At 53.0% G+C, this 26,469-nt stretch carries 19 protein-coding genes and 1 pseudogene; 12 read left to right on the top strand and 8 right to left on the bottom strand.

Annotation, left to right across the window (positions count from 1 at the left end):
- Positions 1-11: 11 nt before the first annotated feature.
- From HW556_RS08245 to HW556_RS08255, 3 genes are all read left to right on the top strand, one after another.
- Positions 12-1,190 (top strand): acetyl-CoA C-acyltransferase, encoded by a 1,179-nt coding sequence (locus HW556_RS08245; RefSeq protein WP_176899552.1) that lies wholly within the window; start codon positions 12-14, stop codon positions 1,188-1,190.
- A gap of 210 nt (positions 1,191-1,400) precedes the next feature.
- A complete protein-coding gene (locus tag HW556_RS08250; RefSeq protein WP_176899553.1) occupies positions 1,401-3,188 on the top strand; it encodes an acyl-CoA dehydrogenase family protein in 1,788 nt (595 codons plus the stop codon).
- Positions 3,189-3,397: 209 nt separating this feature from the next.
- Positions 3,398-4,822, top strand: coding sequence for a Glu/Leu/Phe/Val family dehydrogenase (locus tag HW556_RS08255; protein WP_176899554.1), 1,425 nt, complete (start codon positions 3,398-3,400; stop codon positions 4,820-4,822).
- Positions 4,823-4,982: 160 nt separating this feature from the next.
- Here the strand turns inward: HW556_RS08255 and HW556_RS08260 are convergent, their stop codons facing one another.
- The 5 genes from HW556_RS08260 to mutY all read right to left on the bottom strand — a co-directional run bounded on the left by HW556_RS08260 (position 4,983) and on the right by mutY (position 11,645).
- A complete protein-coding gene (locus tag HW556_RS08260) occupies positions 4,983-6,431 on the bottom strand; it encodes a hypothetical protein (protein WP_176899555.1) in 1,449 nt (482 codons plus the stop codon).
- Positions 6,432-7,096: 665 nt separating this feature from the next.
- Positions 7,097-9,193, bottom strand: a complete 2,097-nt coding sequence (recG, locus tag HW556_RS08265; RefSeq protein WP_176899556.1) for an ATP-dependent DNA helicase RecG — start codon at positions 9,191-9,193, stop codon at positions 7,097-7,099.
- Between the two features lie 105 nt (positions 9,194-9,298).
- Positions 9,299-9,895 (bottom strand): gliding motility lipoprotein GldD, encoded by a 597-nt coding sequence (gene gldD / locus HW556_RS08270; RefSeq protein WP_176899557.1) that lies wholly within the window; start codon positions 9,893-9,895, stop codon positions 9,299-9,301.
- Positions 9,896-10,019: 124 nt separating this feature from the next.
- The gene (locus tag HW556_RS08275; protein ID WP_176899558.1) at positions 10,020-10,448 is read right to left on the bottom strand and encodes a single-stranded DNA-binding protein; all 429 of its coding nucleotides are present in this window, start codon (positions 10,446-10,448) and stop codon (positions 10,020-10,022) included.
- 96 nt (positions 10,449-10,544) lie between these two features.
- Positions 10,545-11,645, bottom strand: coding sequence for an A/G-specific adenine glycosylase (gene mutY / locus HW556_RS08280; RefSeq protein ID WP_176899559.1), 1,101 nt, complete (start codon positions 11,643-11,645; stop codon positions 10,545-10,547).
- A 145-nt stretch (positions 11,646-11,790) separates the two neighbouring features.
- Here mutY and HW556_RS08285 point away from each other — a divergent pair, with 145 nt between their 5' ends.
- The 3 genes from HW556_RS08285 (at position 11,791) to HW556_RS08295 (ending at position 15,174) form a co-directional block, all read left to right on the top strand.
- Positions 11,791-12,144 carry an HU family DNA-binding protein gene (locus HW556_RS08285; protein ID WP_176899560.1) on the top strand — a complete coding sequence of 118 codons (354 nt, stop codon included), beginning with the start codon at positions 11,791-11,793 and terminating at the stop codon, positions 12,142-12,144.
- An 89-nt stretch (positions 12,145-12,233) separates the two neighbouring features.
- A complete protein-coding gene (locus HW556_RS08290) occupies positions 12,234-13,157 on the top strand; it encodes a tetratricopeptide repeat protein (protein ID WP_246289570.1) in 924 nt (307 codons plus the stop codon).
- 409 nt (positions 13,158-13,566) lie between these two features.
- Positions 13,567-15,174, top strand: coding sequence for an Rne/Rng family ribonuclease (locus HW556_RS08295; protein WP_176899561.1), 1,608 nt, complete (start codon positions 13,567-13,569; stop codon positions 15,172-15,174).
- A 216-nt stretch (positions 15,175-15,390) separates the two neighbouring features.
- On the opposite strand, the gene HW556_RS08300 is transcribed toward HW556_RS08295, so the two are convergent.
- Positions 15,391-16,062: a porin family protein gene (locus tag HW556_RS08300; protein WP_176899562.1), complete on the bottom strand. Its 672-nt coding sequence runs from the start codon at positions 16,060-16,062 to the stop codon at positions 15,391-15,393.
- A gap of 87 nt (positions 16,063-16,149) precedes the next feature.
- On the opposite strand from HW556_RS08300, the gene gldB reads away from it, so the two are divergent.
- From gldB to HW556_RS08315, 3 genes and pseudogenes are all read left to right on the top strand, one after another.
- Positions 16,150-17,184: a gliding motility lipoprotein GldB gene (gene gldB / locus HW556_RS08305; RefSeq protein WP_176899563.1), complete on the top strand. Its 1,035-nt coding sequence runs from the start codon at positions 16,150-16,152 to the stop codon at positions 17,182-17,184.
- A 124-nt stretch (positions 17,185-17,308) separates the two neighbouring features.
- Positions 17,309-17,977: pseudogene (locus tag HW556_RS08310) on the top strand (magnesium chelatase domain-containing protein); the annotation flags it as partial.
- A gap of 236 nt (positions 17,978-18,213) precedes the next feature.
- Positions 18,214-19,305: a site-specific integrase gene (locus tag HW556_RS08315; protein WP_176899564.1), complete on the top strand. Its 1,092-nt coding sequence runs from the start codon at positions 18,214-18,216 to the stop codon at positions 19,303-19,305.
- A gap of 16 nt (positions 19,306-19,321) precedes the next feature.
- On the opposite strand, the gene HW556_RS08320 is transcribed toward HW556_RS08315, so the two are convergent.
- Positions 19,322-19,783: an IS1 family transposase gene (locus tag HW556_RS08320; protein ID WP_176899565.1), complete on the bottom strand. Its 462-nt coding sequence runs from the start codon at positions 19,781-19,783 to the stop codon at positions 19,322-19,324.
- 587 nt (positions 19,784-20,370) lie between these two features.
- Between HW556_RS08320 and HW556_RS08325 the strand changes: the two genes are divergently transcribed.
- Positions 20,371-22,542 carry a DUF3987 domain-containing protein gene (locus HW556_RS08325; RefSeq protein WP_176899566.1) on the top strand — a complete coding sequence of 724 codons (2,172 nt, stop codon included), beginning with the start codon at positions 20,371-20,373 and terminating at the stop codon, positions 22,540-22,542.
- 1,610 nt (positions 22,543-24,152) lie between these two features.
- Here the strand turns inward: HW556_RS08325 and HW556_RS08330 are convergent.
- Entirely contained in the window at positions 24,153-24,968 is an 816-nt protein-coding gene (locus HW556_RS08330; protein WP_176899567.1) for a DnaJ domain-containing protein, read from the bottom strand.
- 469 nt (positions 24,969-25,437) lie between these two features.
- Here HW556_RS08330 and HW556_RS08335 point away from each other — a divergent pair, with 469 nt between their 5' ends.
- Positions 25,438-25,590, top strand: coding sequence for a hypothetical protein (locus HW556_RS08335; protein ID WP_176899568.1), 153 nt, complete (start codon positions 25,438-25,440; stop codon positions 25,588-25,590).
- Between the two features lie 224 nt (positions 25,591-25,814).
- Positions 25,815-26,469, top strand: a 655-nt coding sequence (locus HW556_RS08340; protein WP_176899569.1) for a hypothetical protein, incomplete at its 3' end; no start/stop codon positions are given.

Here is a 26,469-nt window from a genome sequence, read left to right on the forward strand (position 1 = left end):
GACTCCATCATATGAACGCATATATCGTAGCTGGTTACCGCACGGCCGTGGGCAAAGCCACCCGCGGCGGTTTCCGCTTCACCCGCCCCGACGACCTGGCCGCCGACGTTATCAAGCACCTCGTAGCTTCGGTACCCGCCCTCGACCCCACCCGCATCGACGACGTAATCGTGGGCAACGCCGTGCCGGAAGCCGAGCAGGGCCTGCAAATGGGCCGCCTGATTTCGCTGTTGGCCCTGCCAATGAACGTATCGGGCCTCATCGTGAACCGCTACTGCGGCTCGGGTGTGGAAACCATTGCCATGGCCACCGGTAAAATTGCGGCTGGCATGGCCGACTGCATCGTGGCCGGCGGCACCGAAAGCATGAGCATGGTGCCCACCGTAGGCTGGAAAACTGTGCCCAACTACAACCTGGCCCAGAAGCATCCCGACTACTACCTCGGTATGGGACTGACCGCCGAAGCTGTAGCGCAGGACTACAAGGTGTCGCGTGAAGATCAGGACCAGTTCTCCTACAACTCCCACCAGAAGGCCATCAAGGCTATTCAGGAGGGCAAGTTCAAGGAGCAGATCGTGCCCATCACGGTCAACGAAACTTACCTCGACCAGGCCACCGGTAAGAAGAAAACCCGCTCTTACGTAGTGGATACCGACGAAGGCCCGCGCGCCGATACGTCGTTAGAAGTTCTGGGTAAGCTACGGCCGGTTTTCGCCGCCAACGGTAGCGTAACGGCCGGCAACTCCTCGCAGACTTCTGATGGTGCGGCCTTCGTTATTGTGATGTCGGAGCGGATGGTGAAAGAGCTGAACCTGGAGCCAATTGCCCGCATGGTAACCTACGCTACCGAGGGCATCGACCCGCGCATTATGGGTATGGGCCCCGTGAAGGCTATTCCGAAGGCCCTGAAGCAGGCCGGCATGAAGCTGCAGGACATTGACCTGTTCGAGTTGAACGAGGCCTTCGCTTCGCAGAGCCTAGCCGTAATGCGCGAGCTGGAGATGGACCAGAGCAAAGTGAACGTGAACGGCGGCGCTATTGCCCTCGGTCATCCGCTAGGCTGCTCCGGCGCCAAGCTCAGCATCCAGCTATTCCACGAAATGCGCGCCCGGGGCCAGAAGTACGGCATGGTAACCGCCTGCGTAGGCGGCGGCCAGGGCGTAGCCGGCATCTACGAGTTGCTGAAGTAGCGGCTGCGGATTGTTCTTCATTCGCGAAGGATAACCGGTGATTTTGAAAACCCCGGAAGGCATTTCGGGGTTTTCTTTTAACAAAGTACTCGGCAAGCATAACAAATTTTGCTATCTTGCGCTACGAGTAACGGCCCGCCGCCTTACCCTAAGTAGTAGGCAAGCCGAACAGTTTTTTCCTCGATTTCCCACTTCAAATCTCACACTATCATGGAAGTAGCTAACCAACTTGTAAAAGGCGGCGAGTTTATCATCAAGGAGACCGACGCCCAAGACGTATTCACACCCGCCGATTTTTCGGAGGAGCAGAACATGATGCACCAGACGGCCCTCGACTTCGTGGAGAAGGAAGTATCGCCGTTGCTCGACCGCCTCGACAACCACGAGGAAGGCCTTATGCGCGGCCTGATGGAAAAGGCCGGCGAGCTGGGCTTGTTCGGCGTGAGCGTACCCGAGCAGTTCGGTGGCCTTGACATGGACTTTCCTACCTCGCTACGGGTAACCGAAGGTGTGGGCGGTGGCCATTCGTTCCCGGTAGCTTTTGCGGCCCACACGGGTATTGCCATGCTGCCTATTCTGTACTTCGGTAACGAAGAGCAGAAGGCCAAGTACCTGCCCGGCCTCACCAATGGCGAGCTGATGGGTGCGTACTGCCTGACCGAGCCCGGCTCGGGCTCCGATGCGCTGGGTGCTAAAACCAAGGCCATGCCGACGGAAGACGGCGAGCATTATGTGCTGAACGGCCAGAAAATGTGGATTACGAACGGTGGTTTTGCCGACGTATTCATTGTGTTTGCTCAGGTTGACGGCGACAAGTTCACCGGCTTTATTGTCGACAAGGAAACCCCCGGACTGACCCTCGGCAACGAGGAGCACAAGATGGGCATCAAGGGTTCTTCGACCCGTCAGGTGTTCCTGTCGGATGCCAAAGTGCCGAAATCGGCCGTGCTGGGCGAGATTGGCAAAGGCCACCTCATTGCTTTTAACATCCTCAACATCGGCCGTATCAAGCTGGCTGCTGCCTGCTTGGGTGCCACCAAAATGTGCGCCACCCAGAGCGTACGCTACGCCAACGAGCGGGTGCAGTTCAAGCTGCCCATCAGCAAGTTCGGCGCTATCAAGTTCAAGCTGGCTCAGCAGGCTATCCGTATCTACGCCGTCGAGTCGGCTATTTACCGGGCCGGCATGGACATCTTCCGCATGGAGCAGGAGCTGCTGGCCAAGGGCCAGAGCCACAACGAAGCCCTGCTGGGTGCCGCCCGCGAGTTTGCCGTGGAGTGCGCCATCCTGAAAGTGGAAGGTTCGGAAGTGCTCGATTACGTGGTGGACGAAGGCGTGCAGATTTACGGCGGCTACGGCTTCTCGGCCGACTACCCTATGGACCGCGCTTACCGGGATTCGCGCATCAACCGCATCTTCGAGGGTACGAACGAAATCAACCGCATGCTGGCCGTTGATATGATTCTGAAGAAGGCTATGAAAGGCGAGCTGGACTTGATGGGCCCTGCCCAGGCTGTTCAGCAGGAGCTGATGGCCATTCCGGATTTCAACCTGGAAGAGGAAACCGGCCTGTTCGCGGCCGAGAAAAAGACCATTGCCAAGCTCAAGAAGGCTATTCTGATGGTAGCCGGCACGGCTGTGCAGAAGTACATGAACTCGCTCGCCAAGGAGCAGGAGGTACTGATGAACATTGCCGATATGGCTATCAAAGTATACACGGCCGAGAGTACCCTGCTGCGCGTGGAGAAGGAAGCCGCCGCCAAAGGCGAAGACGAGCTTTCGACTCAGATTGACATTGCCCGCGTGTACCTCTACGACACTGTGGACCAGGTAAACAAAGCCGGCAAGGATGCCATTGGTACCATGACCGAGGGCGATGAGCAGCGTTTGCTGGCCATGGGCCTCAAGCGCTTCACCAAGTCCGACCTGTTCAACGCCAAGGAAGCCCGTCGTCGTATTGCCGACAAGCTGATTGCCGCCAACGAGTACGCCTACTAGGACTACAGATAAAGGCTGCTTTTTCACTTACTAGGCAGTGTAAGCTCCATTTCGTGGAGTTCTGCCGACGTCGGTGGGAAGAAGCATAGAAAGAGCCGCTCCCGGATTGGGGGCGGCTCTTTCTTTTGAGTAGCTTAACGGCCTTGCACAACGCAGCGGCGGCATCTGCCGTTTGCTGAGGTTACTATCCCACCCATTTCTTCCATAATATGGCCGACGAACAAGCGAAGGGCAAGGCGTTTTACGACAGCGTCCTGCATTTCTATGACCACGCGGCCAGCTTCTCGAAGCTGGCTCCCGGCATTATTGCTCAAATCCGGACCTGCAACAGCATCTACAAGGTCAACTTTCCAGTTGAAGTAGATGGGCAGGTACAGGTGTTTGAGGGCATTCGAGTGCAGCACAGCCACCACAAGCTGCCCAGCAAAGGCGGCATCCGGTACAGTATGCACGTCGATGAGGATGAAGTAATGGCCCTGGCCACGCTCATGACCTTTAAGTGCGCCCTCGTGGACGTACCCTTTGGCGGGGCCAAGGGCGGCGTGAAAATCAACCCGCGTACAACTCCGGTGCAAACCCTGGAGCGCGTTACGCGCCGCTACGCCAGCGAGTTGATCAAAAAGAACCTGATTGGCCCCGGTATGGATGTGCCCGCGCCCGACTACGGCACCAGCGGCCGCGAAATGGCTTGGATTGCTGATACGTACATGACTTTCAAGTACGGCGACACCAACGCGCTGGGCTGCGTTACCGGTAAACCTGTAGGTCAAGGCGGCATCCGGGGCCGGACTGAGGCTACTGGCCTGGGCGTATTCTTCGGCCTGCGCGAAATGCTGCTGGATGAGGCAATGACCAAAAAGGCGGGCCTCTTGCCGGGCATTGAGGGCAAGCGAATTATTGTGCAGGGCATGGGCAACGTGGGTTACCATGCTGCCAATTTCTGCCAGAAAGCCGGCGCACTAATCACCGGTATTGCCGAGCGCGAAGGCGGCATCTACAACGAAAAGGGCCTGGATGTGGCCGCCGTATTCAAGCACCGCGAGGAAACGGGTTCCATCTTAGATTTCGCAGGGGCCACGGACATTGCAAATTCGCTGGAACTGCTGGAGTACGAGTGCGACGTGCTGCTGCCCGCGGCGCTGGAAAATCAGATTCATGAGGGCAACGCGACCAAAATAAAGGCTAAGATTATAGCCGAGGGTGCCAACGGACCTACCACCCAGCCAGCCGAGAAAATCCTGCTGGAGCGCGGCATCCTGATTCTGCCCGACCTCTACCTGAATGCCGGTGGCGTTACCGTTTCCTACTTCGAGTGGCTTAAAAACCTGTCGAATGTGCGCTTTGGGCGCATGGGCAAGCGGGCCGAGGAAGGGGCCATGCGCCGCCTAGTAGCTACCATCGAGCGTACCACTGGCCGCACCGTTTCGGAAGAGGAACGGCAGTCCATCATTCATGGTGCCGACGAAATCGACCTCGTCCACTCGGGCCTCGAAGATACCATGATTACCGCCTACCAGTCTATCCGCAAGGTGATGGACGAGGTGCCCGGCATCACCGACATGCGTACGGCTGCCTTCTATACCGCCATCGAGAAAATCGGCGTCAGCTACCAGTCGCTCGGCATCTTCCCGTAACGGTTAGCTGTTAGCTGTTAGCTGTTAGCGAAAAGCGCCCCTTCCCAATATATATGGGAAGGGGCGCTTTTCGCTAAGGCAGTTAAGTAAAGCAGTGATTTAAACGGTGCCGGCCATAAAATCCGTGCAATCCGAAAAAATCAGTGCTAATCCGTGGTCCTTATTTGAGCACGATTTTATTGAGCATCAGGGCCGCCGACTTCTTGCTGGGTCGGCTGACGCCGATGATGGTTTTGGGGTCGAGCCAGGCCGTGAAGTCCTTCACGTAGGCCAGGTTCTGGTCGGCGGCCACGTTCAGGCCCAGGCCTTTTGGTTCGCTTACCACGCCCGCCGGCACGTTCAGGCGGCGCAGGTAAAGGTCCGATTTACCCTTGAGCGTCTCCCAGGTGAGCAGCTGCACTTCGGAACCAAATACGGCGGCGCGGTAGCCGATGCTGCTGTAGCCGTCGGCGGCGGGAGCTACTTGGTCTTTGGCTACAATACTGCGCCAGCTGGGCGTCAGGAACTCGTTGTAGCCGAACAGGTGCAGCTCGCGGGTGTGGCCGGGCGAGCCTTCGCCGCTCTCCTCGTACTTCTTCTCGGCCAGCACTACCACCTGCTTGTCGTCGGTAAGCAGCACATCGGTCAGGTAAACATCTTCGAGGCGCTTGGCGGGCGTTCCACCCACAGCCTTATTTACCTCGGCCAAGTAATCGGCCGCCAGCAACACTTCGGGGGCAAACTTCATGTCGTTTTCGACCGCGAAATCGAATTTCACCAGCTTCAGGCTGTGGTAGAGGCCAGTGGCTCGCTCGTTGCAGATGGCCGCAGCGTACAGCGTGTTATCGGGCCGCAACACGAAACGCGAATCGAAGATGTTTACCACTTTACCGCTAAACGTACCACCCACCGACACCGACATCACCTTCACATCGGGCGAATCGTTGCGGTAGCGGCGCACGCTGAGCTTCTTCATCTGGTCGCCGGCCAGCGTTACAAACTGGGTACCATCGTTGCCGACATGCACCGTCACCGAGAAAAAGTCGCCCTGGTCGTGGAAGTCGTAGCTGCGGTCTTTTAGCTTCTGGAGCTTTTCATCGTACACGCTGGCACTGATGGCCTTGATCTGGTTGCTCTGGGTGAGGTAACGCCAGGCCACCAGCCGGCTGCCATCGGGCGAGAAGGCTACGCCGGGCCGCCGGTCGCGGGTATTCGCCTCCACCAGCTTCTGGGCCGGATTCTTGCGGCCATCCGCTAGGCCCAGGGTGTAGGCTACTAAGCGTTGGGTTCCGGCTGTGTTCTGGTAAATTACTACCGTCGCCTGTTCAGTGCTTTGGCTGAAGCCATCCACCACTTCGCCCGCACCCAGCGGTAGGGCCGTGCTCCAGCGGCGCTTCAGGTCGGCATCGTAGCGCTCCACTGCGTACTGGTCGGCAGTTTGGTGGGCCAGAATGAGAAAACCGCCATCGGGTAGCGGCAACGCTTTGCGGCTCACGCGCTGGTTGTAGCGGTCGGTACGGGTTTCGGGCAGATAGCTGAAAGCGGCTGATTTCACGCGCTGGGCCGAGGCCGGCTGGTAGGCCAGGGAAGCCAGCACAAGGCTGGCGACGAGCAGGAAAGTAAAACGCACGGGCAGAAAAGGCTTTATGACGCAACGGGCTAAATCCCGCAAATTTGTACTCTTCAAAGGTACCTAACTTTTTTTTGAACAAAAGTCAGGTTGCTATCTGCGCGATAGTCAATGCGTTAGATGGTCAATGGTCAGGCAGAAGACTGCTTTTGCGGGCCGAAAGGCAACCCGGTCGAAAGTCTTTCGTTTGAACGGGCGTTGGTAAAGTAAGCTACCCTAATCGAGGTGGCGTTACTGCCAAGTTTCTAATAGTGAGCCAGCCGTATATAGTGGAACTCATTACCGAAAATATGAAAGCGCCAAATCTTTTACCTGTTGCGGCGCAGTTCTTGCTACCTGACTTTTAATCTTAAGTTCACCTACTATATGAAATCTTTACTTCGCTTTGTTTTGATGATTTCCCTGGTTGTCATCGGGAAGCTTAACACTACCCCAGCCGATTCGCAGCTAGCTTCAAACGACGAACCTCTATGGATAATTCCGGTGCATAGCACCACGTTGCACAGGATGTCGGCTGATACGGAAACACAGCTGTTATCCGAAAGCGGCAAGTTTCGCTCGTGGCAACTGATCCGCAACGCTTCCGCTGAGAACGAGTAAACGGCATAATTTTTCCTTAACGGCTCTTCAGGAGCCGTTTTTTGTGCAGCTATAGTTCGGCTAACTTAGCTGATGCGGCTCCAGTTGACAGCCGTAGCGGGTAGGCTCTCGATATGGTGACGAATGGCCTGGTTGGCGGGCAATGCCAGGTTGGGGTCAGCCTCCAGCAGGGCTAGGGCCGCGGCCCGGCTTTCGCTCAGAATGCGTCCATCCTTGGCCAGATCGGCAATCAGCAGGTCGAGTACGCCGCTTTGCTGGGTGCCCATCAGGTCGCCGGGCCCACGCAGTTTCAGGTCGATGTCGGCAATTTCGAAGCCGTTGTTGGTGCGCACCATGGTTTCGATGCGGGTGCGCGAGTCCTTGCTGAGCTTGTAGCCGCTCATCAGAATGCAGTAGCTCTGGTCGGCGCCCCGGCCTACCCGGCCCCGCAGCTGGTGTAGCTGTGAGAGGCCAAACCGCTCGGTACTCTCAATAACCATTACGGACGCATTAGGCACGTTCACGCCCACTTCAATTACGGTGGTGGCTACCATAATCTGGGTTTGATTCTCCACAAAGCGCTGCATTTCGGCGTCCTTCTCGCCGGCCGTCATGCGGCCGTGCACGATGCTTATCTGCAGTTCCGGAAAGGCCCGCGCCACGCTTTCGTAGCCATCCATCAGGTCCTTATAGTCGGCCATAGCCTCGCTTTCCTCAATCAGCGGGTACACAATGTACACCTGCCGGCCAAGCTTCACCTGGTCGCGCAAAAACTGGAACACCTTCAGCCGGTTCGAGTCGAAGCGGTGGACCGTGACGATGGGCTTACGGCCAGCCGGCAACTCATCAATCACGCTCACATCGAGGTCGCCATAAAGCGTCATGGCCAGCGTGCGCGGAATGGGCGTCGCCGTCATTACCAGCACGTGAGGGATAACATGGGGGTTTTTCTGCCAGAGCTTGGACCGTTGCGCCACCCCAAACCGGTGCTGCTCATCCATGATGGTGAGGCCCAGGTTCTTGAACTGTACCACGTCTTCGAGCAGGGCGTGGGTGCCCGTGAGGATGTGCATCTCGCCCGAGCGTAACTGCTCGTGCAGCACCCGGCGGGCAGCCGTGCGGGTGCTGCCTGTCAACAACCCGATTTTCAGGCCCAGTAGGTCGGCAAACTCTTTGAGGCCGGAGTAGTGCTGGTTAGCCAGGATTTCGGTGGGGGCCATCAGGCAGCTCTGGGCTCCGTTGTCGGCGGCCATCAGCATGGCGATAAAGGCTACGATGGTTTTGCCCGAGCCCACGTCCCCCTGCAACAGCCGGTTCATCTGCTGGCCGGCGCAGAAATCCTTGTATATATCGTGAATAACGCGTTTCTGGGCCCCGGTAAGGTCGAAGGGCAGCACGTTTTTGTAGAAGTGGACCAACGTGGGCACCTCCTTGAAAATCTGCCCGGCCAGGCTCACTTTGCGCTGGTCGCGTTGGCGCAGTAGCTTGAGCTGGATGTAAAATAGCTCCTCAAACTTAAGCCGGAAACGGGCTGTCTGGAGCAAATCTGGCGTTTGCGGGAAGTGAATCTGCTGGAGCGCCGTGGCCTTGCTCATCAGCCCATACTGCTCAATGAGGGCCGGCGAGAGAGTTTCCTGCACGTGGGGCAGGGCCAGTTTCAGCAGGTCGGCCACCATGCGGGCAATTGCCTTGCTGTCTACCCGGTGGTAGTTCTTGAGCTTCTCCGACGTGTTGTATACCGGCTGCAAAAAGCTCTGGCCGGGCTTCTGCTCGGTCACTTCCTCCAGTTCGGGATGGGCCATCTGGGGCCGCCCGTTAAACATCGTGGGCTTACCGAATACGATGTACTCCTGATGGTTTTTAATGATTTTCTCCAGGTAGTTCACTCCCTTGAACCATACGAGCTCCAACTCGCCGCTGGCGTCGGCCAACTTGGCCACCATACGTTTTTTGTGACCCTCACCAATCACCTCCCGATTCCGCAAAATGCCCTTTATCTGCACGTAAGGCAGGTCGTCGTGCAAATCCACAACGTTATAGAACTGGGTGCGGTCGAGGTAGCGGAAGGGGTAGCGCTGGATCAGGTCGCCGTAGGTGAACAAGCCCAGCTCCTTCTGCAGCAGCTGCGCCCGTTGCAGGCCTACGCCCTTCAGGTATTCAATCTTGGTCTGAAAAAAACTCATTGGTTGAGCCTCAAGCTGTCGGCTTCAGGCCGCAAGCTTTTAAACGAAAACTGGTTTAACAGATAAGCAAAGACTTGTTGTAGCTTGAAGCCGACCGCTTTAGGCTTAGTTAAAGCGTAACGTATTCAGCAAATGAACTATATCCTGTTTTACGTACTCGATAACTGGGGCCAGCGAGTCATTGGCGGTGGCGGTGCGGAAGTACAGCGCCCCACGCAGGAAATGGCGGGTACTGTCGGTGGTGTAGAACTGAAACTGGCTGGGTACTTCACCCTGCAGATCGAACACCGTGGCCCGCAGCCCCCCAGGCATCTGTAGCACCCGCTCATCAATGGCCGAGGCCTTTATTTCGTGCTTGCCGGTGAGCTTGCGGGCGTCTTCTAGCAGCCGGTTAAACGCTTTGCGGTCGGCCCGGACGTCGGCGTAGGTGAGCTGCACGTTGGCCTTGAGTTGCGGGTAGTACACGTTTATCCAGTGCGGCTGGGCCAGGTACGACGAGTCGCGCAGGATTTTGGCCGCTCGCGAATACTCGAACGTGTAGGGCCGGCCCGGCGCCAACTGCTGGTAGCTGTGGGCGGGCAAATCGATGCGGTTGTAGCCCTTGGGTTTGGGTGTGAAGTCGGGTGTGGAGGTGCAGCCACCTACCAGCAGCAGGCCGGCCGTCGCCGCGTACCAGAAACCAGAAAGAGGAGAAGCAGCCATGCAGTGAAAAACGGGACGAGTGGATGAGTAAAGGTAACCACGAAAAACGGCCCAACGCGCTCATCCAAACGCGAAAAGCCCCGGCACGGCCGGGGCTTTATTATGGGAAGATGGGCAGAGCCGCCTAAAAAGGCAGTTGGTCCAGCTCCGGCTCCTGGCGGAAAGTAACTTGCTCCTCGGCCACGGCGGCCGTAGTGGGCTGGGTAGCGGCCCCGGTACCAGGGCGCGAGCCAAGCAGCGAAATCTCCTCGGCTACAATCTCGGTAACGTAGCGGGTCTGGTTGTCCTTATCCTGATACTGGCGGGTGCGGATACGGCCTTCTACGTACACCTGCTGGCCCTTGTGCAGATACTTCTCGGCCAGTTCAGCCAAGCCGCGCCAGGCGGCAATGTTATGCCATTCGGTGCGCTCAACGCGAGTGCCCTGCTTGTCCTTATAATACTCGTTCGTGGCCATCGTGAAGTTGGCTACGGTAGTGCCACCCTCCAGATGCCGCACTTCGGGGTCTTTGCCCAAATGACCGATCAGAATAACCTTGTTGACGCTTGCCATGTGTATAGATTTTAGATGGTTAGGCTTGGTGAAAGATTGTTTTTCAACCCAATAAAGATAAACACGAATAGTGTAAATGCCAAAAAAATTGGGTATTTAAATTTGCTTTTTACTAATATAATTAGTGATAAGTATGGATTTGGGCAACTGCTCCACTTCTTCGCTCCGGTACGCTGCCAGCCCGGCCGACGTAGCGGCCGCCGATAGCGGCCCAGCCAACCATACCTCATGGAAGCGGGCCTCCACCTTCTGGTGGCTCAGGATATGGCGGGCCGTCACGGCGGGTTCCTCGGCCCGGCCAGTGACCATGCGCCCGCCCAACCGCTCCACTGCAGCCAGCAGTTCCACTCCGGTCAGCTCTGCCGAATCGGTTTCGTGCAGGGCGAAGTCGTAAAGGCCCTCCCATATGTCTTTGGGGCCGCGCTTACGCAGGTACACCCTATCGGCATGGCGCAGCACCAGGTAGTGGAAGTAGCGGGTGCGGGCCGCTTTGGCCTTGCTTTTCACCGGCAACTCAGCCACCAGCCCATGCTGGAAGGCAAAGCAGCGGCTCTGCATGGGGCAGAACATGCAGTCGGGCTTGGCAGGCGTGCATTGCAAAGCGCCAAACTCCATAATAGCTTGGTTGAATTCGGCGGGATGGTCGGCCGGAATCAACTGGTCGGCCAGCTGCTGAAACTGCTTGCGGCTGGCAGGCGCGGCAATGTCGTGGTGCAGGCCAAACACCCGGGCCAGCACCCGAAATACGTTGCCATCGAGCACGGCCACCTGCTCATCATAAGCGAATGAAGCCACGGCCGCAGCCGTGTACTGGCCCACACCTTTCAATAGCAGCAGCCCAGCATAGGAGTCCGGGAACCGGCCGCCGAACTCGGTTACCACCTGTTGAGCTGTGTGGTGCATGTTGCGGGCCCGCGAGTAGTAGCCCAGGCCCTGCCAGTGGCGCAGCACTTCGTCGGGCAGGGCGGCGGCTAAGTCCTGCACGGTGGGGTAATGGCTGCTGAAGGTCAGATAGTAAGGTAGACCCTGCTTCACGCGGGTTTGCTGCAGAATGACTTCCGACAGCCAGATGAGATATGGGTCGCGGGTGTGGCGCCAGGGCAGGTCGCGACGGTGGCGCGGGTACCAGGCCAGCAGGGCTTCGGCGAACCACGAATAGGAATCCGGCGTTGTAGGTGCGGTAGGAGAAAAGGCCAAGTTTTTGATATAGAATTAGTTGAATGAAGGTTGGGGCGAAAGGCGGATTGCAGCATAACGGTTTGTAATCCCAAAAAAGGGGACTACCTTTGTGGCCCTCAAAACGTGGGCAAACTCTTACCGGGCAAGTGCTTACGTTTTCAGGATGGTACTCCGTGCCAACCCCTATTTTTTCACCATTAGTACACTTACCAGCGTGACTAAAGCAGAAGTAATTGCCGAAATTGCCGACAAGACCGGCATCGAGAAAGCCGACGTATCGGCTACCGTAGAAGCCTTCTTCAAAGTTGTAAAAGACTCGATGGCCGACGGCAACAACATTTACGTACGCGGCTTCGGCTCGTTCGTAAACAAGAAGCGCGCGAAGAAAGTAGCCCGCAACATCTCGAAAAATACGTCCATCATCATCGACGAGCACTTCATCCCAAGCTTCAAGCCCTCGAAGACGTTCATCGGGAAAATTAAAAACAGCAAGAAAATCAAAGAGATGGCCGCCTAAGCAGGCAGTCACTTTCCGTTGCCGGCCGGGCCGCCGGGAACTCCTGTTCGCAGGTGCCCCGGCGACCCGTCTTTTACCCCGCCCAGTTGATGGCTCTCAGCACTTCTTCTTCCAAGCACCAATTACTGATTCTGGCGTTGGCTTTGGCCCTCATAGCTGGGTTGTTTCTGTTGCCGAAGGTAATTGTGAAACCCAAAGACGGCCAGCCCACGCTGGCTCAGGATGGGGCGGCTACTGCCAACCGCGACCAAGGGGCCGCTGCTCCTGCAGTGGGCGAACTCGATGAGCATGGCCACCCGGCCGGCAGCCACGACGAGCCCAGCGGCCCGACCGCCGAAAAGCCCCACATGACGATGCCCACCGCCCAGCGGCGGGAAATCAGCACGTTGGTGGCCAAGTACACGGCCGAGGCTGACCAAGGCGCTAAAATTGGCATAGCCCGCGAGCTGGCCGAGAAGTACAAAGCAGTGGAGCGTTTCGATAGTGCCGGCTACTACCTGGAGCAGATTGCGCTCGTACGACCCGGCGAACAAACTTTCCAGCGCGCTGCCGACCAGTACTACGAGGCCTACAGCTTTGCTACCACCGAGGCCCGGCAGAAACTGCTGGGTGCCAAGTGCCGCGAGCTGTACGAGCGGGTGCTGAAAAACAATCCTGACAACCTCAATGCCAAAACCAACCTCGGCATGGCCTACATGGCCAGCGAGAATCCGGTGAAAGGCATTACCCTGTTGCGGGAAGTTTTAGCGGCCGATCCGCGCAATGAGCAGGCGCTGTATAACCTTGGCTTACTGGCTGTTCAGAGCAATCAGTACGATAAGGCGGCTGAGCGTTTTGCGGAGTTGGCTGAAATCAATCCGAAAAACGTCAACGCGCAGTTCTATCTTGGCGTTTCGTTAGCCCAAACGGGCGCGAAACAGGAGGCCCGCAAAGCTTTCCTCGCTGCCAAAAGCATCAGTTCCGACCCGGCGCTAGCGGCGTCGGTAGATGAACAGCTACAGAAACTTCAGTAGTTTTGGCGCTTGGTTAGAGGTCTTTAGTTGACGGTTGAAATGCCGGAAACCAGAAGCCAATAGCTGCAAACCAATCAAGAAATCACTCAACCACTTAACCCCAACAACATGCCTTGCGGTAAAAAAAGAAAGCGTCATAAGATTGCTACTCACAAGCGGAAGAAGCGTCTGCGCAAGAACCGTCACAAGAAGAAGTAAGCCCCGGCGGGGTTTGCTGACGGCGTTTTTCAATTGAGAAGCGCCTGTCTATTTCTCACTTAGGTTCTTCCGAGAGTGGCCAGAAACGTGCTTTCCCCGAGGCTGACAAGGGAAGCCGGCGCCCATGTGCGCTGGCTTCCCTTTGCGGGTTTCGGGGCCGACAGGTTTATTGTGGCTACTGCTTGGGGGCGCCTTTCTAAGGCTTAATCCATTGAGTAACGAATTAATCATTAATTCTACTCAGGACGGAGAACGGATTGCCCTGCTACAGGATAAGCGGCTCATCGAATACCATTTCGACCGCAACGACACCGCCTACTCGGTTGGTGACATTTTCCTGGGCACGGTCAAGAAAGTTATGCCCGGTCTGAACGCCGCGTTCATCGACATCGGGTATCAAAAAGACGCCTTTCTGCACTACGGCGACTTGGGGGAAAGCTTCCCCACGCTCGTAAAGTGGAATAAGAGCGTTCAATCGCAGAAAATCACCGTCGGGTCGCTCAAAAACTTTCAGTTTGAAGCGCCCCTTGACAAAGTAGGGAAGATCGACAACGCACTCAAGAAGGGCCAGCAATTGGTGGTCCAGATTGTAAAGGAGCCGATTTCAACCAAAGGTCCGCGCCTGTCCACCGATATTTCGATGGCCGGCCGCTATTTGGTGCTGGTACCGTTTTCCAACACCATTAGTGTGTCCAAAAAGATTGTCAGCCGCACGGAGCGGGACCGGCTTAAACGCCTTATCGCCTCCATCAAGCCCGACAATTTCGGCGTGATTATCCGCACCGTGGCCGAAGGCCGCGAGGTGGCTGAGCTCGACCGGGACATGCAGAACATGACCGAGAAGTGGAACACGCTGCACGGAAATCTGAAGGCGGGCAAGCCCAACGACAAGATTCTGGGCGAGCTGGGCCGCACCTCGTCGATGCTGCGCGACATGCTCAATGAGTCGTTCGATGCCATTACCGTGGACTCGCCGGCGCTGCATGAGGAAATGCGCAGCTACCTGCAACAGATTGCTCCCGATAAGCTTGGGCTGCTAAAACTGCACACCGGTAAGGTGAAAGTATTTGAGCAGCACGGCATCGAGAAGCAACTCAAAACGCTGTTTGGAAAGGCCGTAACGGCCCCCGGCGGCGGTTACCTGGTTATCGAGCACACCGAGGCCCTGCACGTCATCGACGTGAACTCGGGAAACAAGAGCAACCAGGAAGGCGACCAGGAAGCCACGGCCCTCGCCGTGAACCTCGCGGCCGCCAAGGAAGTAGCCCGCCAGCTCCGGCTGCGCGACATGGGCGGCATCATCGTGGTCGATTTCATCGATATGAAATCGGCTGAGAGCCGCAAGAAGGTAGAGGATGCGGTGCACAGCGTGATGAAACACGACAAGGCCCGGTATACCATCCTGCCCATCACCAAGTTTGGCCTGCTTCAGATTACCCGGCAGCGTGTGCGGCCGGCCGAAGCCATTGTAACCGGCGAGGTGTGCCCCACCTGCGGCGGTACGGGCAAGATTTCGGCTTCCATCCTCGTGACGGACGAAATCGACAACAGCATCGACGACCTGCTGGTAGCCCAGAACCAGTCGGGCATTACGCTTTCAGTGCACCCTTTCCTGCACGCCTACTACACCAAAGGGTTGGTAAGCCGCCAGATGAAGTGGTACCTGAAGTATTATAAGTGGGTAAAGGTGATGAAAGACACTAGTATGGGTCTCACCGAGTACCGCATCGAGGACGAAAACGGCGAGGAAATCGAGCTGCATTCGGCCGCGGCGGCCATGAGCCGGTTGCAGGACCGGGAATTGGAAATAGTTGACTAATTGACTGAATACTGACGGATTTTTTCTGCGAAAAAAACTCCTCCTGATAGAAGAAACCCCCGCGCTGCTTAGAGCAACGCGGGGGTTTTTCGTTGGTGGGAAGCGGTAAGAAACGCCATTCAGAGCGAAGCGAAGAATCTCGCCTGCTGGCGTCAGGTTGCTATGACAATGTCAGCACGTGAGATTCTTCGCTTCGCTCTGAATGACAATCAACAGCTAAAACTTGATGCCGAAATCCAGGGCGAATTCGCTGTTTTTCAACTCGGCGTCTTTGATACCCGCGTTATCTTCGAAGTATTTATCGATGTTGAGCAGGCCGCGGTGGTAGCTGGCGCCAAGCAGGAAGCGGGTCGTCTGGCCCAGCTGACGCTCGATGCCGGCCCCGAGGCGCAGGTTGGCATCGGGGATGATGACGTGCTTGGTGGCCTTGGTGCGAGTGGTTGTGCCGGGGCGGGTATAGAACTTGTCGCCATCGACACGGGCCCCGATGACGCCACCCAGCGCTCCGCCGAGCTGGAAGTACACCTTGGTATCCTCGGCTACATCGTTGGTGAACAGCTTTACCGTGAGCGGTACCTGTAGGTACTGCAGGCCCAGCTTCTGCTCGTAGCGCCTGTTGCTGGCCTTATCGAAAAAGCTAACTGTCCCGCCCTTGCCCACCAGCTCCAGGCCGGTGCTGAAGGCGTAGTTCTGGCCGAAGAAGTAGTCGACAATGAGGCCACCGCCTAGGCTGAACTTGGCGCTTTCGTTCTTTAGTTCGTCACCGTCGGGCGAGGCAGCCCGCAGGCTGGTGAGCGAGGGCGACACCTTAAGACCGATTTCGACTTGAGCGGAGGCAGAGCCGAGCGTGGCGGCGCTGATAAGAAGAGCAAACAGGGCCTTTTTCATAGAGGGAGAGGAAAAGCGTTGGGGAAGGCCAGGCGCCGACGATAGGCCGACAGATTTGGCTACTTTTGATTCAAAGATAGAACCGTGATGCATATTTCTGCCCGTTTGCGTACCCTGCTGCTGGTGGCGTCGGCCGCCGCTGGTCTAAGTCTGGGGGCCTGCTCGAACAACGATGACCGGTGTGAGCTAAGCCCCGAGGTGGCCAAGGTAGAAGCCCCCGTTAAGCTCGAACGACTCGAAGCACCTTTTTTCAAGCTAAAGACCCCTGCCGACGCCGAGCAATTTCTGCAAAACAACGGCCTGTTCGCACGGCAGTTTCTGCAGGCCGGGCAATATCAGCCGGGCGTGCTGAGTGCCACGCTTTCCCGGCTGGCTTCCAATGCCGGCCTCCAGAAGCTGGGCGTCCAGGCCGATACCACCTTCCAAGGTCCGCAACTGCAGCAAAACCTGACGCAGCTGTTTCAGCACGTGCGCTACTACTACCCTAGCTTTCGGGTGCCGCCCGTAAAAACCTTCGTGAGCGGGCTGAGCCAGGATTTATTCGTCAACGACAGCCTGATTGTGCTCAGCACCGACTATTTTGTGGGGCCTACGGCAGCTTACCGGCCCAACGTACCCAGCTACATTCAGCGGCGCTACACGCCTGAGCACATGGTGCCGGGGCTGGCGCTGGCCATTAGTACCAAGTACAACCAGAAGCCCGCCGCCGGCCAAACGATGCTCGGCGAGATGCTACACTTTGGGAAGGCCCTGTACTTTGCCGAGCAGATGCTACCCTGCACCCCCGACTCACTGCTGATTGGCTATAGCGCTGCGGAAATTGCTGGCGTTGGGTTCAATGAAGGGAAAATCTGGGCCCACTTCATCGAGAAAGGCCTGCTTTACAACACCGCCCCGTTCACCATTCAGAAGTACATTGGCGAACGGCCCAATATTCCGGAAATTGATAAAACGGCTCCTGGCCGGGTGGGCGCCTGGGTGGGCTGGCAGATTGTGCGCAAGTACATGGCCGAAAACCCCAAGGTGACGCTGCCCCAGCTGATGATGGAAAAAGACGCTCAACGCATCCTCAACCAGTCGCGCTACCGCCCCAAGGTAAAAAGTGGGCGCGTGAATAGCTGAGGCTTGAAAACCGGGAGATAAACGAGCGAATATCAATCGGTTGGCTTGCACGTAATATCTTGCCGGAAATGCGCGGTTGCCGCGCTGCTCACACGAAGCCTCTGCCTGCTTAACTCTCCGCTCTATGCTCACGAAAACCTTTGGTTCGGCCGTACAGGGCGTGAATGCCTACACGATTACCATCGAGGTGGTGGTGTCGCAGGGAACCGGTTTTTTTGTAGTGGGGCTGCCCGATAATGCCATCAAGGAAAGTCAGCAGCGGGTAGAAGCTGCCCTGAAATTCCGGGGCTACCGCATGCCGCGCACCAAAGTGGTAGTGAACATGGCCCCGGCCGATATCCGCAAGGAAGGATCGGCTTACGACCTGCCCATTGGTCTGGGCATTCTGCACGCCTCGCAGCAGCTGGATACCGAGCGGCTGGCCGACTACGTGATTATGGGCGAGTTGGCCCTCGATGGGGAGCTGCGGCCAATAAAAGGCGTATTGCCGATTGCCATTCAGGCCCGCAAGGAAGGCTTTAAGGGGCTGATTCTGCCCCGCGAGAATGCGCAGGAGGCCGCCATCGTCAACAGCCTCGACGTTATTCCGGTGGGCACGATGCAGGAGGCAGTGGACTTCTTAGAGGGCCGGCTGGAAATTGCGCCGGTCACGATGGATACGCGCGACCTGTTTCAGCAGACAGCCAACCAGTACGAAGCCGACTTCGCTGATGTGCAGGGCCAGGAGAACATCAAGCGGGCCCTGGAAATTGCCGCCGCCGGGGGCCACAACGTGATAATAATTAGTCCCCCTTTGGAAGTAGAGATTTAGCCTCGTATTCAACCAGCACCAACCATACGCAAAACCGCATCAGCGCCCCCGCTAGTGCGGTTTTTGCGTTTAGCCGAGATAAAAGTTCGAGATTTATTAGTCCGGTTAGTTACGGTTAAAAACGGCTTATTAGTAACCGTACAGTAACCCGAATCTAGCCGCAGGCCGAGGGCGTTTACTGGATACCAACCTTGTAATCCACTAACCCAACAAGCCCCATGGCACGAGTTCACATCCGCGAGAAAGCATTGAAAGACGGCAGGGCCTCCTTGCGCCTAGATTACTACATCAACGGTGAGCGCCGTATTGATACCCTCAACATACACGTTGTTCCGGCTGATAAAAAGAGCCGCGAACACAACAAGAAAAATGCCTACCAGGAAGCTTACCTCAAGGCCGAGTACCTGCGTAATAAAATGGAGCAGCGCCTCATAATGGAGGAGCATGATTTACCGGCGAAAGTAGATAAGAAGGCCTCTTTCATTGAGTACTATGATAAGCTGGCATCTACCCGTAATCACGTATGGCAACAAAGCGTGCGTAAGCACCTAATGGCATTTACCAAGGGGCGACTGAATTTTGGTAACGTCACGGAAGAGTGGCTCAACCGGTTTCAGGAATACCTCCAGGAACGCGTCAAGGACGTGACGGTTTGCACATACATGGGGGTTATCACAACGTGCCTCAATAGTGCCGTACGCGACAAGCTTATTGTGGTAAATCCAGCCCACAATGTCATCAAGGTACGTGGGCAGGAAGAAAGCCCGCGCTACCTCAGTGATGATAAGTTGGAGAGGCTTCGCGAGGTTGATAGCGAATTGCCAGCATGGTTTACTGATGCCTTTTGGTTTAGCTGCTATACTGGCTTACGCCTCAGTGATGTTGAAACCCTCACGTGGGCTGAAATTTTAGGTAACATAAACCAAGAGGGAATTACCGTCTACAAAATTGAAAAGCGCCAGGTGAAGACCAATAGTATAGTACGTGTGCCGATTGGCAAAAAGGCCCAAGAAATACTGTTGCGTCAGCAATTTAGTACAGCCGCCTACAGTGAAGAACGAGTATTCAGTTTGAAGAGCCGTACCACTATGAAGCGGTATATCGAACGCTGGGGCAAGCTGGCGAAGGTCAAATTCACCTACCATTCCTCTCGTCACACCTTCGGCACCAAACTACAAAGTGCGGGAGTAGATATAAACACAACGAGTAAGCTCATGGGGCACAAAAGCTTAGGAATGACCATGCGATATGCTCAGGTTGTAAACCGTACAGGCGAAGAAGCAATGCGTAAGCTCGACCGCTACTTATAATCCATTTGGGTGGAAACTATTCCTCAAAGGCATCGCTCGGAGCGATGCCTTTTTTGGTGCTAAACTCGGGGAACTCGTCATATATCTCTGCCAGCCGTGGGTCCCGGCGCATTTCATTGAGCCATTTTGCCACGGTTTTGCCATCGACTCCTACATCCTCACCATTCGCACGATTACTCATCCTCTCTAGTAGGTAGTTCACTAGTACTTGCTCCTTCTTAGGCCATAAATAGCCCCAATTTGGGTCTTCATGATCTTGAAAATTTGGTGTAGTGAACTGATAGCCGCAGGTCTCACTAAGACACTTATAACGTTGTTTTGGGCCAGGTGCCCCCCCGACCCGAGTTGGCTCTTCCGGGTTTGCTTTCACATGACCCTTCATTCCATTCTTGGATACTTCAGTGTGCCCGCATTTTGGGCATGTTGTAAGTGCCATCATCGAGGGGAAATTAAGGCCTATATGGATAAAATGGGGCATCTCTCCCTACTCCGCAGTTATAGCCACGGTTACAAATAATACTAAAATCGATTCTGAACTACTCTTCAAATATAATTATGGAGGCAGTTGAAATCACATGCAGCTCATTCGCTTAATGCTTAATATGAATAAAACAATAAAAATTTAAGGTGATAGTGTCGCCTGAATTAGGGCAGCGTTACGGTTTGAAATAGGGTTTAATATGGTGTACCTCATTTAGCAAGGTGCAGCTAGTGGGCCCGCTAGCTTCAAAAGCATTTCAACACTAACTCCTTTTTCTCTCTACAAATGTCTAACTCTTCACAGCATATAGGATTGGCACAATACGATCCATTCCTAAGCTTTAGCCAAGCGCGAGAATACCTTGGGAACATCCCCGCCTCAACTCTCCGGCAGTACACTTCGCAACGCGAGATAACCAGTCACCGTCCAGGCAAAATAGTACTATACAGGCTGTCGGAGATAAATGCCTTTATGGATAGGCACGTCAAAAGGTCAAATGATCGACTCGCTGGAGATCTAGAAGAAAAGCGTCAAGCATTGAAGTAGAAAAGATGCTAAATACTCAACACTTCAATTCCGGTCTCATGGTTCCCGCTTATTTCAGCTACTTCACCGGTGGTATAAAGCAAACTTCCCCTGTCGGGGAGGTTTCGCTCCACCTCCTAAGCACCATCATTAAGAAGCGTCCGAAGAATAAAACAGCACGTCTGCGCTCCTTGGAGAGGAAAAGTGAGGCGTACAACGAACTCAAATCTTCGTTCGATTATATCACTCCTAGTGGGGTTTTTAGGTCACGCAAGGCGACGGCACTAGAAAGAGCATCCAGTATAGTTGGTTTGGACTTCGACGACGTGCCTAGTGTAAAGAGATTTCGTAGCCTGTTATTAAAGGATCAAATACTTGGCCCCAGTATCGTTCTACTATTCAAAAGCCCCAGTGGGAATGGAGTCAAAGCTTTTATTGCTACAGATCAGTCCCAAGCCACACACCAAGAGTACTTTATAGCTATTAGTAACTACATAGCTCACTCATGCCCAGACTTAAAACCTTTCTTCGACACTTCTGTCGGTGATATCGCCCGAGCTTGTTACCTCCCATATGACCCAGAGGTGTATGTTAACGAGGCCTACGCTGATTCTCCACTAGGTGCCTTGGAGGCTGTTTTAAACATTAATACGCTTCACAAGGCAATAGGTGAGTCTCAAGTTGCTCAGGATAGCAGCAAAAATTTCGCTGCTGAACAGCATCACTCCTCGTTATTAAACAAGGTAGAGCGCTGGACATCCGCAGTCGAGGCAAATGATAATTTCCCTGATGAGTATGCTACTTGGCGTGACTTGGGTTTCAGCTTGGCATCCCTTGGAGAGCCGGGACGTGCCTTCTTCCATCGCATAAGCAGGCTCAGTAACAAGTATACGAATCGAGAAACAGATCAGAAGTTTACAAGCTTACTGAAGAACCACAATGGACTGACTACAATAAAGACCTTCTTCTACCTATGTAAGAAGGCCGGAATCTCACCGACTACAGACAAAGGGGAAAGCTCCCCCTTTAATGCTGATGCACCCACCTTTGCCCCCAATTTGTACTTGTCACTGCCTGCCTTTTTGCAGGATTGTTGTAAGCCATTCTCCTGTCCTAGGGAGCGTGATATCATGTTGCTATCGACACTAGGAGTGCTGTCCGGATGTTTTCCTAAGGTAACCGGAGTTTACCGCCACGACGAAGTGCGAGCGAACCTGTTTTGCTTTATCGTGGCGTCGGCAGCAAGCGGGAAAAGTAGTATGAAATGGGCTCGGCAGCTGGCTTATCCCTTACATGTTGCAGCGCAACACGAGAGTCAGCAAGCAACGCAGGCCAAATGTGAAGCACGACAACTTTACTTGCCCGCTAACACAAGTGCGGCGGCAATTATCAAATTGTTAGCCAGTAATGCTGAGCGTGGGATAATATGTGAGACCGAAGCGGATACATTGAGCCTTGCGTTGAGCCAGGATTGGGGCTCGTTCAGTGATTTGTTGCGTAAGGCTTTTCACCATGAACCATATGGGTACGCGCGCAAAACTGGCGACGAACTGCACGAGTTGCAATGCCCTCAAATTAGCATTGTACTCACAGGAACGCCAGGTCAGGTAAGACGGCTCATTCCGTCTTCAGAAGATGGGCTCTTCAGCCGTTTCATGCACTATAGTTACAATACAGAGCATACGTGGAGTGACGTAAGTCCGGGAAATAGGTACGGTAATTTGGCTGATTACTTTTCACCCTTATCAGACCAGCTTACTAAGATAGTTAAGCAAAACAACAGGCCTATCAAAGTAACCCTGAGCAAGAGTTGCTGGAGTAAGTTGAATACGGATGGTGAAACAGCTCTAAAAGCTGCTGTCCCTTACTATGGCAATGATGCAGGTAGCGTAGTTAAGCGGGTGGGGTTAATCATGTTTCGCATAGCCATGATTCTTGCGGTGTTGCGCGACTTTGAAAAAGGAGCAACAGCCACAGGAACCATACGATGTACCGCTCAAGACTTCGACTCGGCTTCGCACATAGCGCAAGTATTACGAGAGCACGCGTACAATCTTTTGAAGTCAATGCCTAATTCAATTTCTAAATCAAAAGTAAAGGACAAGCAAATTATCAAATTAGAGAATATCGCCGAAGCACAACGTTTGCATAGTCAGGGGTTGAGTCTCCGTCAAATAAGCAAAGCGATCAACGTTGCATTCACAACAGTAGGTGCATGGTTGAAAACTTAGCCTGTACTTGCGTACCGCGTACTAAAAACGGTACGCGGTACGCAAGTACAGGCATCTATAGTTACCACGTTTTTTTCAACGTAAAATTTGACAATGTATATATAATTGACATTATATTTTGATAATAAGGTGACCTGCGTAGATTGTATGCCCTCTGATCTATTCGCTTGATGCCTCGCATTTTTTACTTAGTAATTTATGTTCGTGATTATGCTTTATCCTAGCAACGATGGGTATTAGTTACACTTTATAAACTAAGAAATAAGCCAATATTTTGAGGACGTCATAGTAAGTTTTATATATATATATATATATATGACTTGCCTCATTATTATAGTTGTACCGCGTACCATTTTCGGTACGGTACGTATTATACCAGTTTCGTGAACGTTTAGATTGTTTCCTCAGCGGGCTGGACGCTACTTAGCGCACGCACTAGGCTTTGAAAGTCAGCACATATTTCTTGCGGGTAGCGGGCAAGCCACCAAGACTCAGTTTCTCGGTTATGGGCAGTGGAAGGTAATAATTATCACTGTACGTTTTGGCTAGACCACATCATACAAAAAGTCTCAACAAACCAATGCACATAAAGCTTCTCACCACTGTAAAAGTGCCTATTAGTCAATTATACCAGTCATTTACCCAGGGCCTCCCGCCTTCTTTCTTATAAAATGTACTATTGCGGAGCCCCTGGGTATAATATAATGCTTCACAAATAACGCAGAGTGCATACAGCAATAATAACTGTTTTATTAGGTCTACGGCTATATTTTGCACTTATTTTATTTTGAGGCAGCTGAATTAGCTATCATTGCCGAAGTCCCGAAATTCGCACTAGTTACAGCATGGTTGACATTGTGATTATGACATAATGCCTCAGTTGTAAATTTAAGGCCTAACCTATCCGAACTATAGAGGAAACTAGGGGGGCGGGGGGTGAGAAGAGAGCTGTGATTTCGACTGAGCCCTCCTTTCCCTCTTTTCTAGCTCTCACTATTGATGGTAGTTTCCTACCACAGAAGGGTCACGAATTGCTTTTGAGGCAATGACTGATCGCTTCGACTGATGCGGGCTAAAAATCAAGAGTGAGCACGTAGCGAAAAGAGCCCCTCTATGACGTCAGTTCTCCTCTTGTAAGTACTCTTAGAGGGGAATAATGGTTAGGCGACCTACGTAGTAAGCTATGAAGCAACACGGCCAGCCCTTTTTGCCGGCAAAAGAGGGGGTAGCTGCAACTTTGACCGCTAGAATGGCCCTAGTTACCGGTAACTGATTATCGTTGCGTAGGCACGCTTATTTTATTCTACTCTACAACAGGAAAAGCCTCGGTCAATCGGCCGGGGTTTTTTGGTTGCAATAAACGCGAGGTAGGTTAGTGCTGGGCACCCACCTGTAGATCGGAAGTGATGCGAAATCACTATGTCACCATTCTCACACAAGAGAATTATTGAGCCCCCTTCTTGTTCCAAGACAGGTTCAAATATTGCTGCTTAAGGGTGCCTAATTAACAAAACACATTCTAGAAGGTGCCCCTTGATCTCTTATACATGATTTTCTCCGTTGAGAAGGTCAGCAAGAGAACACTTTGTATACTCGCCATATGAATCTATCTATTCAATTTTGGCTATGTATTCTGACCATACCCAGCCCTGTAAGGAATCGTTTTCAACTTGATACCAGGGGGCTTTCTTTCCCTCTATAATTTCAAGCTGGCCATCAGTAGATACCAGTTTGAGATATGTGTACTTTGGTAAACTTGCTAAGGCTTTACCCGCACTTTGAGGCGTATCACGTAGAAATATTCCTTTATCAGCCGTAACGTAGGCATCAGTACCCGCAGGCCGGAAATAATGCACCTTATTAGGGCCGAAGCTGATGTATAGTACAAGGCCAATATTAATAACCCAAAAGCTATATTTGATACGCTTCCATTGCTGGACAAGTCGCCACAAGTTGGGTGGGCGTTTCCTGACCTTTAGAGTAGATGGAGGGGTAACGGAAGTATTTGCTTGCTTTACAATAGGCTTGGGTTTGGTAATACGAATGCTTTGTTCCTGAAGGCGCTGGGCCTCAGCTTCCCGTTGCTTTACTCGTTTTTGTTGCTCCTGAAGTAGCTGGGCAGCTACATCCTGCTCTCTTTGCTTCCGCAACAACTCTTCTTGCTCACGCCGCAGTTTGGCCTGTTCAGCTGCTATTTTCCTCTCCTGATGAGCTGAGCCATTTAGCCGTGAGTCGTAAGCTGCTCGTCTGTTTTCATTTAACAGTACTTCCTGCGCTTCGTTGATTTGCTTGAACATATCAGCGAAAAAGGAATCGCCTGAATTCTTATCAGGATGAAACTTCACCGATAAGCGTCGATAAGCCTGCTTGATTTCATCGGTGGTAGCAGTAGTAGATATACCCAACAAGTCGTAGTAATTCTTCATCTAGCGTACTATTATGTAGTATAAAAGCCCGACTGCTAGCAACACTTGAGCAGCTATGTCAACACGTATTTTGCGCAGTTCTTTGCGCCATTCTATGTTATCTAGCCCAACGGCGCAGGCTCTGCATATACTACGAACGCTGTAACTTAGCCGAGTGCTCGTGCTACGACTTCCGTAATACTTTGAGCTACCAGTATAGACTTCGCGTCTATCCTCTGCTCCTGCTTCACCGCAAAGATGACAAGCTGCCATAAAGAAAATGGTTATACTATTCGCCTTCGGGAGCTTATAGGTCAGCAATTAGAATATTTATTTCCATCCAATTCAGTTTTTGCGAATCGCTGCGACTGAGACCTCAGGGTCTTTTTAGTGCATGTTGATTCAATATGAAGTAATCTCATTCACATTAGTAGCCACTAACAGCTACGAGACCTGCACCGCCTCGTTTGCCAAGGGCTACTACGCGATCATGAGCTACAACCACGACTACCACAACACGACCCTCAATCGTACTACCGATGGTGGTCTAGTTGTGGTAGCGCCCAGCCTAGCAAAGGCCGATTTACTAGCTGCGCCACGACAGCGCAGGTTCTACGCCTCCGACAACTGGAATGCGGAATAATGTAGCTTCGTTCAGGCCGTTCCCCGGCAGGATTTAGACTACGCTCTGTCCGCCTACTACAACATCTTGTCATCCGTTTTATCCTAGAACCTTGCAAGTCCGCCTCCGGCTAATTTCCTATCCTGCTTATCCTGCTAGTTCGAACTTGCATGCCCTAAAGATCAGCCTGTTTTAGCTTATTTTTTTTCAAAAATAACCCACCATACAGTAAAGCTTAATATACGATGAAACAAAGTATTTCTAAAAACGAATGCCATGAAAGCGATTGGAGATTGAATTGGCAAAAAAAGTGTATTGGGGGTGGAGTCTCTAGGGTATTAGTAGAGAGCAATTACTGTTACAGTGACTGGCTTGAAAATATCCCAAATAGTTGGAATGAGCTAGTGTATATGCCTCATTTGCAAGAAATATCTAAACATATTAAAATTGAAAAACATACTGAACACTACTCTGATTGTAAATTTGGAAAGTATCACTTGTTTTTTGTTGAAGAAGAAATTTCAAAATTACGTATTTTAGAGAAGGAAGCAATATTCAATAAACTTATTTGGATTGTAGATTTTAGGCAAATATATTTAAATTCACAGCATGAGCTTGCCCCAGGTACTTTAATGCATGATACCCCATATGTGGATTTCGATTTATATGTCAACCACCTGAAAAAAAGATTGTTGCAAATAGTGAAAATTAAAAATGATTATATATGTGATGTTCATGATTTATATAAATCAAATAAAATTAAAATTTTGGAAAGTTTAAGATTGCTTAATATAGAATATAATGAAATAGAATATTTCTTGTTGGATGTTAAATTGAATTCGACTATATATAAAAAATATTGTGAAGAAGAATGGCATAAGTGTATACGTTTTCCAAATC

It is taken from the genome of Hymenobacter terrestris, assembly GCF_013377905.1.
GTDB classification, from domain to species: Bacteria; Bacteroidota; Bacteroidia; order Cytophagales; family Hymenobacteraceae; genus Hymenobacter; species Hymenobacter terrestris.